14 protein-coding genes are annotated in these 17,886 nt (G+C 50.1%); 2 read left to right on the top strand and 12 right to left on the bottom strand.

Translation table 11 applies throughout. The features are described from left to right. Positions 1 to 9: 9 nt before the first annotated feature. The 8 genes from AC50YG_RS13385 to sbnA form a co-directional block, all read right to left on the bottom strand. Positions 10 to 963 (bottom strand): FecCD family ABC transporter permease, encoded by a 954-nt coding sequence (locus AC50YG_RS13385; protein WP_494827369.1) that lies wholly within the window; start codon positions 961 to 963, stop codon positions 10 to 12. A gap of 44 nt (positions 964 to 1,007) precedes the next feature. Beyond that, the gene (locus AC50YG_RS13380) at positions 1,008 to 1,997 is read right to left on the bottom strand and encodes a FecCD family ABC transporter permease (RefSeq protein ID WP_494827367.1); all 990 of its coding nucleotides are present in this window, start codon (positions 1,995 to 1,997) and stop codon (positions 1,008 to 1,010) included. A 99-nt stretch (positions 1,998 to 2,096) separates the two neighbouring features. Then, positions 2,097 to 3,077, bottom strand: a complete 981-nt coding sequence (locus AC50YG_RS13375; RefSeq protein WP_494827366.1) for an ABC transporter substrate-binding protein — start codon at positions 3,075 to 3,077, stop codon at positions 2,097 to 2,099. 146 nt (positions 3,078 to 3,223) lie between these two features. After that, a complete protein-coding gene (locus AC50YG_RS13370) occupies positions 3,224 to 5,098 on the bottom strand; it encodes an IucA/IucC family protein (RefSeq protein ID WP_494827364.1) in 1,875 nt (624 codons plus the stop codon). Positions 5,099 to 5,102: 4 nt separating this feature from the next. After that, positions 5,103 to 6,920: an IucA/IucC family protein gene (locus tag AC50YG_RS13365; protein WP_494827363.1), complete on the bottom strand. Its 1,818-nt coding sequence runs from the start codon at positions 6,918 to 6,920 to the stop codon at positions 5,103 to 5,105. Further along, positions 6,917 to 8,167, bottom strand: a complete 1,251-nt coding sequence (locus AC50YG_RS13360; RefSeq protein ID WP_494827362.1) for a type III PLP-dependent enzyme — start codon at positions 8,165 to 8,167, stop codon at positions 6,917 to 6,919. Before AC50YG_RS13360 ends, AC50YG_RS13365 begins: the two co-directional genes overlap by 4 nt. Beyond that, entirely contained in the window at positions 8,158 to 9,177 is a 1,020-nt protein-coding gene (gene sbnB / locus AC50YG_RS13355; RefSeq protein WP_341278632.1) for a 2,3-diaminopropionate biosynthesis protein SbnB, read from the bottom strand. The genes AC50YG_RS13360 and sbnB overlap by 10 nt, the downstream gene beginning before the upstream one ends. Continuing rightward, the gene (sbnA, locus tag AC50YG_RS13350) at positions 9,174 to 10,211 is read right to left on the bottom strand and encodes a 2,3-diaminopropionate biosynthesis protein SbnA (protein ID WP_494827361.1); all 1,038 of its coding nucleotides are present in this window, start codon (positions 10,209 to 10,211) and stop codon (positions 9,174 to 9,176) included. Before sbnA ends, sbnB begins: the two co-directional genes overlap by 4 nt. A gap of 232 nt (positions 10,212 to 10,443) precedes the next feature. Here sbnA and AC50YG_RS13345 point away from each other — a divergent pair, with 232 nt between their 5' ends. Next, a complete protein-coding gene (locus tag AC50YG_RS13345) occupies positions 10,444 to 11,673 on the top strand; it encodes an MFS transporter (protein WP_494827360.1) in 1,230 nt (409 codons plus the stop codon). Positions 11,674 to 11,701: 28 nt separating this feature from the next. Beyond that, the gene (locus AC50YG_RS13340) at positions 11,702 to 13,495 is read left to right on the top strand and encodes an IucA/IucC family protein (RefSeq protein ID WP_494827358.1); all 1,794 of its coding nucleotides are present in this window, start codon (positions 11,702 to 11,704) and stop codon (positions 13,493 to 13,495) included. Positions 13,496 to 13,839: 344 nt separating this feature from the next. Here the strand turns inward: AC50YG_RS13340 and AC50YG_RS13335 are convergent, their stop codons facing one another. The 4 genes from AC50YG_RS13335 to AC50YG_RS13320 are packed head-to-tail and all read right to left on the bottom strand — an operon-like array spanning position 13,840 to position 17,794. Beyond that, a complete protein-coding gene (locus tag AC50YG_RS13335; protein ID WP_494827356.1) occupies positions 13,840 to 14,766 on the bottom strand; it encodes an ABC transporter ATP-binding protein in 927 nt (308 codons plus the stop codon). Then, entirely contained in the window at positions 14,730 to 15,833 is a 1,104-nt protein-coding gene (locus AC50YG_RS13330; RefSeq protein WP_494827354.1) for an ABC transporter ATP-binding protein, read from the bottom strand. The genes AC50YG_RS13335 and AC50YG_RS13330 overlap by 37 nt, the downstream gene beginning before the upstream one ends. A 13-nt stretch (positions 15,834 to 15,846) precedes the next feature. Then, positions 15,847 to 16,860 (bottom strand): oligopeptide ABC transporter permease, encoded by a 1,014-nt coding sequence (opp3C, locus tag AC50YG_RS13325; protein ID WP_494827352.1) that lies wholly within the window; start codon positions 16,858 to 16,860, stop codon positions 15,847 to 15,849. Beyond that, positions 16,853 to 17,794 carry an ABC transporter permease gene (locus AC50YG_RS13320; protein WP_473755211.1) on the bottom strand — a complete coding sequence of 314 codons (942 nt, stop codon included), beginning with the start codon at positions 17,792 to 17,794 and terminating at the stop codon, positions 16,853 to 16,855. The genes opp3C and AC50YG_RS13320 overlap by 8 nt, the downstream gene beginning before the upstream one ends. Positions 17,795 to 17,886 lie beyond the last annotated feature (92 nt).

Here is a 17,886-nt window from a genome sequence, read left to right as displayed (position 1 = left end):
TTTCTTCTATTATATAGTATTACGCCTCATCAGCAAATAGATCATATAAGGTGCGCCAATACATGCGGTAACTAGACCCGCCGGTATTTCATAGGGGGAAAATACCATTCTCCCTATCAAATCTGCAACGATAACGATTAAACCGCCAAGTAAAGCCGTAACGGGAAGACGCTTTAGGCTGCGCGTACCAACCAATCGCACTGCCATGTGAGGGGCGATAAGGCCAACGAACGCAATCGTACCCGCCATAGATACGGCCGATCCTGCTAAGGCGACGCTTATGAGGATAAACCAAAATCTCATTCGCTCCAGGCGCAAACCCAGCCCTTTGGCTGAATCATCGGTTAATTGAAACAGATCAAGCTGGCGTACACTTAACAGCACTAAGGGGAGCAGCACCACCGTCCACGGCAGCAAAGGCCAAAAATGCTCCCATGTCCGCCCATACAAGCTGCCCGCCATCCACACGGAGGCTTGGGAAACGCGAAATATATTGCCAAGTGTCAGCAAATAGGTGATACATGCTGCTGCCATAGCTGAAATGCCAATTCCGACTAACAGCAATCGAATGATTGAAATGCCGTTGCTCCAGGACAACAAATAGATCAGTGCCGCTACAATGACAGCACCAGTGAAAGCAGCAAAAGGCAGCTGGCTCATCGGATATGCTGGCACAAGAACCATGACAGCGACTACAGCCGCGGCTGCTCCCGAATTGAGCCCAATAATGCCTGGCGAGGCAAGCGGGTTGCGAGTAATGATCTGCAAAATCATGCCGGATACAGCAAGTCCGCAGCCAGCTAAGAAGCCGGTGAGCACTCTTGGCAGTCGTACCCCACGAATCGTAAAAGCAAATTCATCATTGCCGACATGAAGCGCCGTTCGAATCGCCTCGAGAGGAGGCACCGCTCGCTCTCCAAATACGATGCTCAAAAGCAGAACAAGCAGATTCAAGCCAAGCAAGAGCAAAATGATTCCTAAGTAGCGTCCCTTTATAATAGAAGAAACTATTTCGCTCCCCCCTTTCGCTGCGCCAAATAAATGAGAAAAGGCGCTCCCAGAAAAGCAGTCACTACGCCTACTGGCAGTTCCTCGCCAGGCAATATAAACCGGGCTGCGATATCAGCCAGCAATAGCAATAAAGCGCCTAATACAATAGCATATGGCAAAATCCAGCGATAATTGGTTCCGGCCATGAAGCGAGCCATATGGGGAACCGCCAGCCCAATAAAAGCAATAGGTCCAGCAATGGCAACGGCACTGCCAGCTAGAACAATAATGACGCCGATACAGAGCAGCTTAATGAATATGACCCGCTGCCCTAAGCCTTGGGCCATTTCCTCTCCCAGGCTAATGACATTCATATGTTCAGCTAATAAAAACGAGCCAACCAGACCAAGCAGCATATAAGGAAGCACTGCTAATAATAACTGCATATCCCGTCCCGTAATGGAGCCGGCAAGCCAGAAACGCATCGTATCCAGCGATTGTTCATTTAATATAAGAATGCCTTGCGTCAGCGAAGCCAGCAGCAAATTAATCGTCGCACCGGCGAGCACCAGCTTGACCGACGTTAGCGGCTGTCTGCCTATGGAGCTCAGTATAAATACCGAAAAACCCGCTATAGCAGCACCCGCAAAGGCTGACCACGTAAACAGTCCAAGCGAAGTTGTACCGAAAAGAAATGAAGCGATGACGGTTGTTAAAGCAGCCCCATAATTAATGCCGAACAGTTCCGGGCCTGCGAGCGCATTGCGGCTAAGCGCCTGCATCAGACAGCCAGCTGCTGCTAATGAGCCGCCAACCAGCATCGCGATCATCGCCCGAGGCAATCGGACTGACGTTACGATGAGCTGATCCCGCGATCCGTCAAAAGCCCAAAAAGCATCTATAACAGCTGCAAAAGGCACCCGTACAATTCCAAACATAATGCTGGAGGTCCATGCCAGCACAAGAAAAACAAACAGCACTGCCAAACCGGTCATTCTGCCCCTCAATGTTTCTACCTCCGAACGTAAAACGGTATAATCATACAGAAAGATTGGGCCGCCACTGCGGAAGACCCAATCTCCAATGAAACGATATGCACGAACCTTTTAACCTGCAACGTAGGTGTTTAAATCATCTGCCACTTTTGTAGCGGCTTGAATGCCTAGGCCACTCATCCAATATTCCCAATCTACCGGATGAACGCTATTATTTTGAGCACCCTTTAAGCTTTTCCATAGCGGACTGCTTTCCAGCTTGGCAAAGGCATCCTTCTCCCGGTCAAACCATAGTATAACATTTCCATCAAGATCAGCGATCTGCTCCTCCGTTAAATCTTTGGAGAACCCTTCATCGGTTTGCGCGGACGGACGGACGATGCCCGCTTCCTTCATAATACCGCCGGCAAATGTCCCTTCCAAATAAATTTGGATTTTATCCTGGCGCGGACGGAAGAGCGATACTTCCTTGCCCTCGACCTTTGCTTTCAGCTCATTTATTTTTTGCGTGTAAGCCTCCAGCAGCTTTGTTCCTTCAGCCTGCTTATTCACGGCTTCGGCATGCAGCTGCAAATTCTCCTTCCAAGTTACGCCCAGCGTTTCTACGAATACGGTTGGGGCAATTTGCGCCAGCTGATCATGAATCGCATCATGTGTATCTTTATTTCCAATAATCAAATCCGGTTTAAGTGCATCAATCGCTTCCAGATTAGGCTCATTGACCGATCCAATATTTTCAATGCCGTCCGTTCCCGTCAAATAGGCAGGATAGGGATCACCAGCAGCCAAAATCGATGGAGCTCCAACTGGTTTGATGCCCATCTCCAGCAAATTGTCCAGAGCGCCGATATCAAGCACAACAACACGAGCTGGATTTGCAGGAACTTCAACATCGCCATATGTATCCTTGACCACTCGGGTCGTTGCCGCTGGCTCCGTGCTGCTTGTGGTTTCAGGTGAAGCAGCTGGTGAAGCGACATTTGTTCCACCAGTAGCCGCATTGCCGCAGCCTGATAAAATGAGGAGCATAATCATGAACCCTGCAAAATAAATCGTAAAACGGTGTTTTTTGTCTATAGCTCTTACTAGCATGTACTACATCCCCCTGCGATTAATAATGATTATCATTAATAACAAGAATACCAAGCCCCTTGGCAAGCTGTCCATGCAATAAGCTGTCGATCTCATGCATTATTTTTATACCCAGTGAAAATTCAACCATTATTATCCATGAATCATTATTTATCAGCTAATGGATTGCGTACTTGATGGATGCGCAGCTCATTATCTGGGAATAGCCTTCTTTTCGTCAATTGCTCAACGCCTATGACCGCATCGAATAGCGAGAAACGTTCAAACTGCTCGGCATACTCTGGAAACTGCTGCTGGTACTCCACAATAGTCTGTTTAACCAGCTGCCAAAACTTCTCCTCGGCGAAGCCATAATGCTCCTCCATAAACAACGCCAGTTCCCCTAAGTTAATAAAGAAAAAGGCATCATGGACGAAATCGCGCACAGCTGCCGGGTCATCCGTTTCCAAAAACGAATTGCGATTGACCCGCTGATGATATTCCGGCACTTGCACAAGCTGCGGGCACTTGTCCGGCTGAGCAAGAGCTGCTTTCATAAACCGGATGCCGTCATGAAAATCCTTCAGTGCAACCCGCTGCGGTAGTCCCGCTTGATGGATCAGTATCATATTTTGGGCATGAGATTCGATAGCGATGCCATGGGCAAACAGAAAATGAATAATCGGGCGTACGCTCGCGCCCAGCAGCTCAGTCAGCCAGTTCTCTGCTCCATGCCGCTTAATCCACGGATCAATGATGGGTTCGCCGTTCAGGTCTGTGGCACATAGAGCATTGAATGGTACCGCTGATTCTTCCGGCAGCAGCAGCGGATGCAGGCTTTCCCGCCATATGCAGGCGAGCACCCCATAGGCTTGCGGCTGCAAAGCAGCAGGAATGTCGGCATTGACATAGGCTGTGCCAGCAATCTCGCCTAAGAGAATGACGCGCAAGTGGTCGCGCAAATAGCTGTCTTCAGCTGCCAAGCCTTGCAGCCAATCCGTAATGAGCGGTGCATTTTCAACTGTATGCGGAGCCAGAATCCTTCCGGTTGATGTGTTTAAAATACTCAAGGCCAGCTTGACATAGGCTTTATGGGGAGCAGTCCGATTGGCAAGTGTACGAATCGACTGCTGGGCGGTATAACGCTCACCAGCTGTGCCTAGCAGTATCATTTCTCCCGAGCGAATTTGCGCTGAGAATACCGAGGTTAATTTATTGTTCCATTGCCACGGATGGACGGGAAGCAGCACATAGGCGCTTGCCTCAATGCCGGCCTGCTTGAAATAAGCGGCAAATTTGGACCGGCTGCTCTCATCCAGCTGTGCGCTGACCCATTCGTTCAGGTCCATCTGCGAAAAAGAGGCGTTTTTGAGCTTCGCTGAGCAGCTTGTCCGCGCGAACTTCCGCTGCACGGCTACCCAAATAGGCTCGATTGGCTTAGCAAACTCCGGTCCATACGCCCAATGATCCGAAACATTAAAGCCTATACGTGATTTGTAGCTCGGATGATACGGATGCCCATCCATTATCAAGCTTTCCCAGTCCTCATAAGGCTGCTGATGGATGGGGATCGCCGCCTGATGCCGTTCATATTGGGCAAGCGTATCGTTGATTAACGTCTGTTCAAGCTCTTGGATAAAATGAAGCGTCCTCGCCTCATCCGCTCCGCTCCCAGCGGCAGTTTCAAGTAGAAACAGCGCGAGCGAATCAGCTTCCCGTTCGCTATTATTCATTCTGCGCCGCAGTGGCTGAGCATCCATTCGCAAGCGGTCGAACGTCAGATGGCGCGTGCCCTCGCAAATATAAGCGACCTCTTCCCCGCTTTGGCTCACCCCATGAATTTCACAGGACCAGCGATTATCCGGCGCAGGCTTCAAGCCGTCGACAATACCTTCATAGAGCATGGACTGAACCAGCTGCCGGAAAATCCGGCGTCTTACCTGCACAAAATGAGGTGAGCGCATCGCAAGCGCATAATGGTGTTCCTGCATCGCTCCCTCTTTCGGCGTTGCTGTTAAAACTTCTGTCTGACCGTTTTTCATCTTCTCACTCCCCTGCTACTGTGTAGTGCTTCGGCTGGTAGGCATGCAGCGGATTGCTTACGCTGTGAACGCAATCCTTCGGCCCCTCGTACAATCGGCGTTTCGTAAGCTGTTCCACCTCGATATCTGCTGCAAATAGATCAAATGTTTCAAATCGTTCACCAAGCTCAGGAAATTTCTCCTGATAGCCTGCGATAATTTCAGCCGTCATCTCCCACCAGGCTGCTTCCGCCAAGCCATAATGCTTCTCCAAAAAAAAGGCCAGCTCGGTTAAATTAATAAACATAAGCGCATCAAGCAAAAAGTCTTTGACCTCTTTAACATCCTCCTTCGCAATAAATGAATTGCGATTGACGCGTTGATGATTGGCTGGAGGATACATAATGTCCGGATAGCCTAGCGGGTGGGGAACAGCGGGCGAATAGCGAATGCCATCGTGAAAATCCTTCAGTGCCACACGTGTCGGCAGTCCCCGCTCCAATACAATAATCATATTTTGCGCATGAGACTCCAGCGCCGTTCCATGCGCATACAGCAGATGAATGAGAGGAAGGACTGTCACACTGATCAGCTTTTTCACCCAGTCCTCCAAGCCATGCTTCTGAATCCATTCCTCAATGACCGGCGTCCCATCTGTTTGCAGATAACACAAGGCCCCAAACGGAAGTGCTTCCTCGCCTGACTCCAAATACGGATGCAGGCTTTCTCGCCAGATGGCGCCAAGGGTGCCATAAACCTTTTGCTCAAGCAGATTTGGCAGCTTCTGATGCTGATAAGAAACACCCAGCACCTCCTTCAGCATAATGAGCCGGAGTTCATCGCGTAAAAAAGCATCGCCTGCCACCACCTCACCCAGCCAATCTGATATGCGTGCCGCATTAAGCAGCGTATGCTGGGCCAAAATACGGCCGGAGGACGTATTTGTAATACTTAGCGGCAGCTTGACATACGCCTTGGAGCTATCTGAGCGATTGCTAAGTGTGCGGATGGACTGCTGCGGAACATATCCATCGCTTCCATAGGCTAAATAAATCATTTCTTGCGTCTCCAGCTGCTCAAAAAATGCCATGGCCGCAAACCGCTCCCACTGCCAGGGGTGGACAGGCAGCAGTGTATACTCGCCGGGATTTTTACCCGCCGCCTCTATTTTCGCTTGGAATGCCGCATAATCGGCTCCAAGCTCCTGCTGCAAATAGCTAGTAAAATCAATCGCGCGAGAAATCGTAAAACTCGCAGATGACTGGTGCACCGCTACCCAAGCCAAGTGCAGCTCCGGCTTAAATTCTGGGCCATAGGCCAAATTGTCCTCCAGCGTAAAGCCAATTCTAGATTTATAGCAGGGATGATACGGATGGCCCGCTTGCACATAACTCTCCCAGTCGTCATAATCGGCTGGCTTGTGCTGCTGAAATGCCTTCAGCTGCTGGAGGGCCATCGTATCTTTCAGCAGCGTTTGCTGGATTTCATCGATAAAGACGGACAGCAGCGACTCTGTCGTTCCTATAGTCGGTGCGATTTCCAGCAGAAAACGAGGGAGAGAATCCGCCTCTACAGCTTGACCTGCCGCACAGCGTAAAACAGGCTCATCCGACAAGCGGATACGACCATAGCTTTTTTTGCGAGAAGCTTTAAACCGATAAGCGACCTGCTCGCCAGAGTCAGCCTTTCCGTAAAGCTCATATTCCGTTTCTGCAACGTTTACGATGGCAGGCCCGGTTACAATTTGCTCATACAGCAGCGACTCTATCAGTTGGCGGAAGATTCGCCTTCTTGCTTGAATCAGCTCATTCGAGTGCAGCAAGGACAAACTAATATGGCTCATAGGGCACCTCCAAAAAGAGTACTCAGCTCTTGGACATAAATATGCTCAGGGTGCGGATGGCTCAAAAAGTCATGATGCGAAATCGCCCAGCCATATGCGCCCGCATAACGAAACAGCAGTACATCCCCTACACGTACCTCTTTCATTTCAACATCTTGCGCCAGCACATCCTTTGGCGTACATAGCTGGCCGACTATTGTCGCCGAACCGTCATAAAGCGCCGGCCGCTCATAGGAATGCGGCCAATGCTCAATGGCGATCCGCTCGAACGGATGGCTGTGATTCCAGGAAACAGGCAGTCGAAAATGATGGGTGCCTCCTCGAATAATGACATAATCCTTCCCGTGATTCCGCTTAATATCCAGCACCTCGACGGCATAATACCCGCTGGACGCGGTGAGGTAACGCCCGCATTCAAACAGGATTGTGGTCGTAGGCTCCAGCTCCCTGCCTAGCATCGGCTCAAGCCCGCTAACAAACTTGGTCCAATTAAACTGCCGATCCAAATCCGCATAATTGACACCGATGCCGCCGCCCGCATTGATATAATTTATGGTCAAGCCGTATTTTGCAGCCCACTGCCGTGATAAGGTGCAATAATATTCAACCAGGCCAACATGCTGCTCCGCATCCAAATTATTCGATAGGGAGTGAAAGTGGAATCCTTCCACTCGGACATGCCGCAGCTTCTGCAATTGCCCCATAACCTCCGGCAGCGACTCTTCGTCAATGCCGAACTGAGTTGGCTTTCCACCCATCGCCAGCGTCGCTTGCGGAAGCGGGCCCCGCAAATTAATGCGCAGCAGAACCGGTGCCACAATGCCTCGCCTTTCAGCAATCGCATTCAGCTTATTCAGCTCATGACCGCTCTCCACATGAACGAGACTGACGCCGTATTCCATTGCGCCTTCCAGCTCCTCCTCCGTCTTTCCGGGTCCGCCGAATAAAATCGGAATTTCCGAGGATATTTCGCGCACTTTTCTGATTTCGCCTAGCGATGCGACCTCAAAACCGTGCACAATTTCAGCGAGTGCAGCAAGCACCTCGCGCTCCGAGTTTGCTTTAATCGCATAAAACAGCTTGCAGTGCTGGGGCAGCGATTGCACTCGCTCCCTCACATGACTGCGCAAGGCATCCATGTCACGCACATATGCACATAATAGGCCGGGCTGCTCCGCCTTCAGCTTTTGAATATAAGGAACGATGCTCTGGATTTCTGAACGTACGCCGCTTGAGGTTACAGACATAGACGCGTACCTATTCCTTTCTGCACGGCCTGCGCATAAATTTCCGCCGCGCTTGAAATATCCTCAACCGCCATTCCCATCGGATTAAGCAAAATAATTTCATCATCGCTTTCGCGCCCCGGCTTGCTGCCAATTACGATTTCACCCATCTCAGCATGCAGCTGCTCACGCGAAAACCTGCCCTCCAGCACGAGCTGATTGATCGTTTTTTTCTCGCGGTTGGATTGATCCCAATCGTCGACAACGACTTTATCCGCAAGAACGAATACGTCCTTATGCACATCCATAATCGAGATATTGCTGATGAACGTGCCTTTATTCAGCCATTCGTATGGAATATACGGCGCTGAGGCTACTGTTGCGGTGACGAGTACTTCCGCCTGCCGAACGGCTTGCTCCGCCGATTCCTCCACCTTGAAGTCGACCTGCTTGAACTGCTCTCGCAGCTCAGCTGCAAGCAGCTCGGCATTCCCCCTGTTCAGGTCAAATAAACGAACGGTGTGAATCGCCGCAAATTGCTCCACCAAGGAGGTGATCTGCATCTTCGCAATGACGCCGCAGCCGATGACTGAAACGGCACCAAAGCCTTTTTTCGCTAAATGCTTTGCACCAATGACGGTCACCGCCGCTGTGCGCATGCCGCTTATGAGACTTCCCTCCATAACGGCGATCGGATAATTGGACTCGGGATCATTCAAAATAATAAGAGCGCTTGCCCGTTCTTTGTTGCGCTTCGCCGGGTTATCGTGCTTGCTGCCAATCCATTTCAGCCCACTTACGGCAACTTCGCCACCGACATAAGCAGGCATAGCAATAATACGATCGGCAATATGGCCTGCGTCCCCGTTCACCCGCAAATACGGTTTTAGCGGCTGCATATATTCCCCCTTTGCATGCAGTTCAAACGCCCGGGTTACCGCTGCGACATATGGCGCTGAATGCGTTCCTCCAAGCTCCACAATATGCTGCTTGCTTAAATATAAAATTTCATGCTCCTGTACTTGGCTCATTCGTTGATCACTCCTGGCTCATATTGGTTTTGCTCTGCTGCATGATGGCCTTGAGGCAACTGCTCTACCCATCGCTCATCGTAAACGGTATCCAAATAGCGTTCTCCCCGGTCTGGGAGCACAGTTACTACGTTCGCCGCAGGCGGCAAGCTCGGAAGCAGCTTTTGCAGAGCAGCTACAAGAGAACCTGATGATCCGCCTGCAAAAATCCCTTCTCGCTCCAGCAATTTGCGGCAGCCCTGCACAGATTCGCGATCATTGACGTGGATGACCTGGTCGACCTCAAGAGAAGCAAATAATTCAGGGACACGGTTTGCTCCGATGCCGGGAAGCTCACGCTGTGCAGGCGGTGTTCCGAAAATAATCGAGCCTACCGCATCTACCGCGATAATTTTAGCCCGCGGAAATGCCTCCTTTACGCGGCGTGAAATTCCGAGTATACTGCCTGTTGTACTCACAGCGCATACTAAATAATCGATTGGGCGGTCCATTTGCTCCACGATTTCCTCTCCAGCCCCATAATAATGCGCTTCCCAGTTAAGCGGGTTCGCATATTGATTGATCCAGTAAGCATTGCGGTCTTGGCTCACAAGCTCCTTCACTCTGCTTATTCGCGATTGTAAATAACTGCCGTATTCATCAGGCTCCTTAACCATGTCGATATGGGCACCCAGGTAGGTAATCATTCGTAAATTGGTTGAGGTAATTTTCGGATCTACCACACAGGTGAACTTTAGCCCATACATCTTGGCAGCGAGTGCCAGGCCAATGCCCAGATTACCAGACGTACTCTCGATCAGATGGGTATTGGCCTGAATCGTTCCTTCCCTCAGCCCCTTCTCGATAATGTAGCGGGCAGGGCGATCCTTCATGCTGCCGCCGGGGTTCATCATCTCTAGCTTGGCGAAAATAGATGCCCCCTGCGAACCAAACAGAGAATTCAGGCGAACTAATGGCGTTCGTCCAATGCAATCGATAATCGTATTGGCGATTTTCGGCGACCTTTCTTTAACCTGCAAAGCGTTTTGTTCCATGCATGAACACCAGCTTTCCTCTTGTTTTGATGCCGCTTATACGCATAGTTGATAATGATTATTAATTTCAAAAATGCGACATAGGCTACATTATGCTATTCCTTTATTTACCTGTCAATATATTTTTATTTTGTATATTTTTTCTTTAATATCATTGACTTTGATAATATTTGTTGATAATCTTGGGTGGTATTTGATTATTTATCACGTTAGACAAGGCAGGCGAGTGAAAATGCAGCAATTATCTTGGAATAGAAGTGTGCGTATATTATGGGGAGGGCGGTTTCTTTCCAGCGCCGGCTTGACGGGTATCAGCCCGTTTATTCCGTACTACATGGAGTCGCTTCAGGCTGGAAGCCCGTCCCAGGTCCTCATGTGGACGGGGCTTGCCGTATCTGCGCCAGCGGTCTCTTATGCGCTGCTGACTCCTTTGTGGGGAAAGCTTGGCGACCGCTGGAGCCGGAAATGGATGGTCGTCAGAGCTTTGCTCGGGCTGGCGCTAAGCATGTTTCTGATGTCCATTGCCGCTACGCCGTTTCAATTTTTTCTGTTTCGGCTGTGCCAAGGCGCATTCGGCGGCATCTCCGACGCAAGCAGTGCGTTCATCGGAACCCATGCTCCGCCTAAAAGGCAGGGATTCGCGCTTGGGCAAATGGAACGCGCTTCCGCAGCTGGCTTGCTCGTTGGCCCTCTGCTCGGAGGCATTTGCGTTAATACATGGGGAAGCGGCCCTCTGCTGTTCATAACTGCCTCTTTAACCGCTTCCTTTGCCCTGATTGCTGCCTTTGTTTTACCTGGATCTGCGCAGGAAAAGCCGAAAGCTGCGATTCCCCCGTCTAAGTTTAATGGTATATTCGCTTCTTTTGCAGCGCTGTTAAAGCATCCTATCGCACGCTCCTTTATCGCTGCCGGCATTTTGTTCAAGCTTGCGGACTTCGCAACCTTTACGATTTTCACGCCGTATATGCGGGAGCTGCTTGATTCTCCCGCTAAAGCGGCGACGGCGGTAGGCATACTCATCGCCGCTTCTTCTGCCGGAGAATTAATAGGCGGTCCGTGGTGGGGAAAAAGGAATGATAACCACCAGCCCGCGCGCAATTTCACCGCAGCCGGACTGTTCTGTGCTCTTTGCATCATCGCCCAGATGCTGCCCTTTGGCGTTATTTGGCTATTTATTGTCCGCTTTCTGCAAGGCTTTTTTTACAGTGCCTTATTGCAAACCGTCATGCTGTCCGTCCTCAAAACCTCATCCGATCATGATAGAGGCGTTAGAATCGGGGCAACGAACAGCCTCCTCATGGCAGGACAAATATCAGGTCCAACCATCGGCGTCTTTATTGGGGCCCAATTTGGTCTTTCCTCCGTTTTTTTGGTCATGGGAGGCTTCATGCTGCTCGCCTCTATGTTAGTCTGGTTTCCCGCTGCCCATATCCGGCGGCAAAATCGTTTTTCTGCCCATTAGACCATCATTTGAAAGGAGCAAGTCCAGTATGTCGCAAGCACAATTAAAGCAAGATTCTTTGTCAGGCCCATCCATTCAGCGTTCGGAAAAAGAAAGCATCAGTCGCTTATTAAATGCCTATCTTCGCGAGTCGGGGCAATTCGAGCCCAGCGATGTTTCCTTTTTTCATCCTGAAATAACCAAAGTCGTCTGGCTCCCGCACACGAAGCTTGGTATTTACGGGACCGTTCTGCATTTGTCTGCTGGTGGACATCATGTGTTTGGGGATCATTTTTACACAGAAGAAGCTCAGCAGTGGAACAAAAGCTCCCTTTCCGAAATCATCCATCTCGTGCTAGATGAAATTAGCTTCGTCGAAGAAGACTCCACATCCAAAACGCAAAAACGGACGGAGCTGGAAGCTCTTATTCATAATAGCCAGCAGCGCATGTATCATTATTTGGCTTATGCGGTTGAGCAGGAGCAAGAACAGGGCGAAAAACAGCTCGATTTTCGTTATTTGGAGCAAGCGCTGCTGTGTGGACACCCTTTCCATCCGACTCCCAAAAGCCTGCAAGGCTTTACCGATCATGATTCTCAGGCCTACTCACCAGAATTCGGAGCCTCCTTCCCTCTCCACTGCTTTGCTGCGGCACCTGCATATATCGCGGAGGATTGGCTTGAGGGGCGGACAAATGAGGAACAGCTCGCGTGGATTCCACCTGCGATGAAAGCGGCAGCCGCAGCGAAGCTGGGCGCGGCGAGCAGCGATTATGTGCTGCTGCCCTGCCATCCTTGGCAGGCAGAATACGTACGCAACCTTGCGCCTGTGCAAAACTTGCTGAAGCAAGGACATCTTGTAGATTTAGGGGACACAGGACCACTCGTATACCCAACCTCATCTGTGCGAACAGTATGGAACCCGGAGCAAGCTTGCTTTTACAAGCTGTCACTGCACATCCGGATTACGAATTTCATTCGTGAGAACACGCCCGAGCAGCTGCTGAGAACGCTTGACGCCTCAAGGGCAATTGATGCTATTCGTGGGGAATATGCGACGGGGTCATTTAAGCTTTTGCTCGAGGAAGGTTATCGCACGCTGCGTTTACCTAACGCCGAGCCAAGCTTGAACGAGGAAATAATGTCGGCTTTCTCTATGATTGTGCGCGAAGCGCCAGAGGAATGTACTTCTGCCGAGGAGCCGCCATTTGTCATCGCCTCCTTGCTCGAAGTGCCGCCTGGACATAGCGAGCCGCTCCTATTCCGAGCGGTCCGCCAAGCGCTGCATCCAAAGCAGCCTGACTGGACAATTTGGCTGCGCCAATATTTGCACCTGTCGATGAAGCCGCTGCTGCATCTATACGCAGAAACAGGCATCAGCCTGGAAGCACATGTGCAAAATGCGATGCTGCGCTTGCACCAAGGCATGCCCGCCACTTTTTATGTCAGGGATCTTGAGGGCATTAGCATTAACGTGGAAATGGCCGAGCAGCGGGGCTGGATTAACACCTTGCTGCGGGAAGACAGCCCTGTCCTCTATTCCGAGGAGCAAGCCCGCCATCGCTTAAAATATTATTTTTTCGTTAACCATCTCTCCCATCTAATTGCACGAATTTCATATTATAGCGGGCAGGAAGAGCAGGTGTACTGGGCCATCGCGAGCAACGTGCTGCATGAAATCAAGCATGCTTCCTCCCATGCGCTTTTGCACAATCTCATTACAGATTTATTGACCAGCGCTACGCTCCCGGCAAAGGCAAATCTGCTCAGCCGTTTTCATCAGCGTGGCGAAACGCCCTTATACGTGGAAATACCAAATCCGATGCGCATAGAGGTACAATAAAAGCAGCGAGCTTGCCGTTTACGCATAAAAAAGGCCTGTCCCCGCAGTCATGATGACTCATGACGGAAGGACAGGCTGTTTTTCACCTAACGTTGGCTTCGCCTCTTTAATGGACAACTCTCTTCAAACATAGTCGCATGCTTGGTGGCGCTTTAGGCCGTTATCCCCTTAGCTCAGAAAGCTTGGAGCTAGAGCCGAACACAGCTCTTCTGAGCTAAGGGGATAATAGCTGTAAGCAAACGACAACTAGCCAACAGTATCCGGCAGACGGTTATTAGCCACAACAATCCGCTCATTGCTAACTATGCCACCAGTGCCCTTTTATAGCATGCCGCTTGCATTCATTATCTGCCGGTCCACAACGAAAAATCTTCTTCGGTAGCAAGCACGCTGTGAGTCGCCGAAACGGCCTGCTGCACCCCTCTCGCATAGTCGATCCCGCTGTCGGCATAGTCGTAGGAGAGGGTGATTCTCGTTTTTTCTTTCAACGGATTGGCATGGGGAATCGCCGACAGCAGCGACTTTGTATACGGATGTACAGGACGCTCGAAAATATCCTCCGTCGTTCCCGTTTCGACTAAATAGCCTAAATGCAGCACACCGATTCGATCAGAAATGTATTTAACCATGGACAGGTCATGCGAAATGAACAAAATAGCCGTGTTCGTTTCCTCTTGAATGCTTTTAAGCAAATTCACAACTTGAGCCTGAATCGACACATCAAGCGCACTGATCGCCTCATCGGCGATAATAAGTCCCGGCTCCATAATAAGCGCCCGGGCTATGCCTATGCGCTGCCGCTGCCCGCCCGAAAACTGGTGCGGATAACGGTTCGCATGCTCGCGTGACAGCCCTACTTTTTCGAGTATGCGCTCTACCTTTTCTTGGCGCTCCTGCTTGGTTCGGTACAGCTTATGAATATCTAGCCCCTGCGCAATAATGTCGATTACTTTCTTTCGCGGATTCAGCGAGGCCATCGGATCTTGAAAAATCATCTGCATCCTGGTGCGCAGCAGCGTCTGCTCCTTCTCCTTCAGCATGCCGGAAATATCCGCACCTTGAAAAGAAATCGCGCCAGCCGTTGGCTCATACAGCCGAATAATCGTTCGCCCAATCGTCGATTTCCCGCTGCCCGACTCTCCCACGAGCCCATAGGTTTCTCCTTTATGGATATCAAAGGAAACCCCATTTACCGCCTTGACTGTATATTGCTTGCTCACTCTAAAATGCTGCTTCAGGTCAGCAACTCGTAAGATTGTTTCTCTTCCCACTCGCTTCCCATCTCCTTCGCCACCTTGCCCAATCTCGCTTTCAGCGTCTCTGACATTTCAATTTTCGGCGCATTCTCGTGCAGCAACCATGTCGCGGCATAATGCGTATCCGTTACTTTAAACATGGGCGGCTCCAGCTTAAAATCAATATTTAACGCATGGACATTGCGCGGCGCAAACGCATCCCCAGTAATCGGATGAAGCAAATTCGGCGGACTGCCGGGAATCGTGTACAGCTTTTCATTCGTCGAGCCCATGTCCGGCATCGAGGAAAGCAGTCCCCATGTATACGGGTGACGGGGATCGTAAAAAATGTCTTCCACCGTCCCCTGCTCAATCATTTTTCCTGCATACATGACCGTCACATAGTCCGCCACCTTCGCAACGACGCCTAAATCATGCGTAATGTAGATGACGGAAATGCCTGTTTTGGCTTGAATGGTTTTAATCAGCTCTAAAATTTTAGCTTGAATCGTCACATCAAGCGCCGTCGTCGGCTCATCGCAAATGAGCACCTCCGGATCGCAGGCAAGCATAATGGCAATGACGACACGCTGCCGCATGCCTCCGGACAGCTGATGCGGGTAGCATTTCATCCGCTTCTCAGGATCGCATATGCCGACGAGCTGCAGCAGTTCAAGCGCCCGCTCATGCGCTTCGGCGCGGCTTTTTTTCAAATGGATGATCATGCTCTCCATAATTTGATTGCCAACGGTCATCGTCGGATTCAGCGATGTCATCGGATCTTGAAACACCATGGCGATTCGCCTGCCATTGATTTGCGAGCGCATTTCCTTTTGTGACAGCTTGAGCAGATCATGGGTAACACGTTTACCTTTTTCCTCATAGTGGAATAGGATAGAGCCGGCATTAATTTGCCCATTGCTGCTCAAGATTCGCATAATCGCTTTTACCGTAACAGACTTGCCACTGCCGGATTCGCCGACAATCGCTACCGTCTCCCCTTTGCGCAATTCCAAATCCACTCCGCGTATGGCATTTACGAGTCCACTGGCCGTTTGAAACGATATCGATAAATTTCGGATTGAAAGCACCGTTTCGCTCATTTGCTTTCCCCTCCTAGCTTTCCTTCATTTTCGGATCAAGCGCATCACGCAGCCCGTCTGCGAGCAGATTGAAGCTCAGCATCAGCAGCGCCAGCACAACGACCGGCGCGACAAGCATATACGGATAAATCGTCATGGACTTGAAGCTTTCGCTAATAAGCGAGCCTAAAGACGCCATTGGCTGGGGAATGCCGAGACCGATAAATGCCAGAAAAGCTTCTGTAAAAATCGCGCTCGGCACTGAAAACATCGACATGATAATGATTTGCCCAAAAATATTAGGTAAAATATCTTTGAAAATAATACGAAAATGACCCGCCCCGAGCGTTCGGGACGCCAGCACAAACTCCTGTTCCTTCAGCTTTAAAATTTGTGCCCGCGCTACCCGGCTCATCCCAATCCAGCCCGTAATCATTAAGGCGAGCGTTATCGTCACAAACCCCGGCTTCAGCACGACAATGAGCAGCGTCACAATGACCAAATTCGGTATACCACTTAATATTTCAATAAACCGCTGCATGACATTGTCAACCGAGCGGCCGAAATAACCGGAAACAAGGCCATAGCACATGCCAATAATCATATCTACTGCAACGGCGATTACCGCGATGTATAAGGAGATGCGCGTTCCCTCCCAGGTACGGGTCCATAAATCCCGCCCCAGCGTATCGGTGCCGAAAATATAATAGACGTCGGTCAGCCCCTTCTGCTCGTACACATTAACCCCATTGGCTGCTCCATTAAAAATAAAAAAGTTTTCCAAGCCTTCAATGCGCGGGGGCAAGCTTTTATGCTTAATATGGATTGATTTATACGTATGCTCATTCATCATCGGCCCGAAGGCTGCAAAAAAAGAAATGATAATAATAATGACTAAGCCAATAACCGCACCTTTATTCGCCTTAAACCGCAGGAAGGCATCCCGTCCATATGATTGGCTCGTATAGGTATGATCGAATTGCACCCGCTCGCTATTGCCAGCAAGTTCGAAATCGCCACCTGTATAAGATTGAACCGGCTTACCCATGCTTCTCCCCCTTCGCCAAACGAATGCGCGGGTCTATGACGCCATATAAAATATCTACGGCCAGCATAATCGCAATAAACATCATGCTGTAAAGGAAGGATACGGCGATGATGACGTTATAGTCATTGATTTGAATCGCTGTCACAAGCAAGCTGCCGATGCCGGGAATTGCGAAAATTTGTTCAATAACGAGACTGCCAGTCATTAAAGCGACAACGAGCGGCGCGAGCACCGTAATAATGGGAATGAGCGCATTTCGCAGCGCATGAACGATAATCAGCCTCGCGCTCCCTACTCCCTTGCTCTCCGAAAGCCGTATGTACTCCGAGCTAAGCACTTCAATCATTTCAGAGCGGGTAAACCGCGCAACGGTCGCAATCGTAAACATTGAAAGGGCGATCGTTGGCAGCACGGTAGACACAAATGGTGAGGCAGAGCTATATAAGAGCGGAAACCACTTTAGCTTCCACCCCAGAAAATACGACAGGGCGAGGGCAAATACATAAGAGGGAAAGCTGACACCAATCACTGATATAAACGTCGTCAAGCTATCTGCCAAGCTATTGTGCTTAAGGGCGGCTACAATGCCGAGCAGTAATCCAATCACCGTTCCCAGCAGAACGGCCTGAAACCCAATTTGTATGGATACGGGCAGACGCGCCTCCAGCATCGCGGATATCGGCATATTTTTCTGAATAACATAGGAAACCCCAAAATCGCCGCTCAGCATCGCTTTAATATAATGGACAAAGCGATTAAACACAGGCTGGTCAAGGCCATATTTAGCATCCAGCACCGCCCGCTGCGCCTGGGTAATTTTCTCATCGTTAAAGGGTGAGCCCGGCATAAGCTCCAGCATAAGGAAGAGCGCCAGCAAAATAACGAGCAGAGTCACAACGGCTAAGCCTACTCTTTTTAACACATAGTTTCTCAATCGTTTCACCTCTATAAGTGTAAAACTTATGAATGCTTATATTTTAAAAATGCCGAATCACAGCCCTTTGAACTTTCGCTTCTGTGATCCGG

The organism is Paenibacillus sp. J31R34 (genome assembly GCF_059383715.1).
This window is presented reverse-complemented; position numbering and strand designations above follow the sequence as displayed.

Bases quoted from the DNA above. Each gene is read 5' to 3' on its own strand.
- AC50YG_RS13340 (WP_494827358.1), top strand. From the start codon at position 11,702: ATGTCGCAAGCACAATTAAAGCAAGATTCTTTGTCAGGCCCATCCATT.
- AC50YG_RS13370 (WP_494827364.1), bottom strand. From the start codon at position 5,098: ATGAAAAACGGTCAGACAGAAGTTTTAACAGCAACGCCGAAAGAGGGA.
- opp3C (WP_494827352.1), bottom strand. From the start codon at position 16,860: ATGGGTAAGCCGGTTCAATCTTATACAGGTGGCGATTTCGAACTTGCT.
- AC50YG_RS13375 (WP_494827366.1), bottom strand. From the start codon at position 3,077: ATGCTAGTAAGAGCTATAGACAAAAAACACCGTTTTACGATTTATTTT.
- AC50YG_RS13360 (WP_494827362.1), bottom strand. From the start codon at position 8,167: ATGTCTGTAACCTCAAGCGGCGTACGTTCAGAAATCCAGAGCATCGTT.
- sbnB (WP_341278632.1), bottom strand. From the start codon at position 9,177: ATGAGCCAAGTACAGGAGCATGAAATTTTATATTTAAGCAAGCAGCAT.
- AC50YG_RS13330 (WP_494827354.1), bottom strand. From the start codon at position 15,833: ATGAGCGAAACGGTGCTTTCAATCCGAAATTTATCGATATCGTTTCAA.
- AC50YG_RS13345 (WP_494827360.1), top strand. From the start codon at position 10,444: ATGCAGCAATTATCTTGGAATAGAAGTGTGCGTATATTATGGGGAGGG.
- sbnA (WP_494827361.1), bottom strand. From the start codon at position 10,211: ATGGAACAAAACGCTTTGCAGGTTAAAGAAAGGTCGCCGAAAATCGCC.
- AC50YG_RS13365 (WP_494827363.1), bottom strand. From the start codon at position 6,920: ATGAGCCATATTAGTTTGTCCTTGCTGCACTCGAATGAGCTGATTCAA.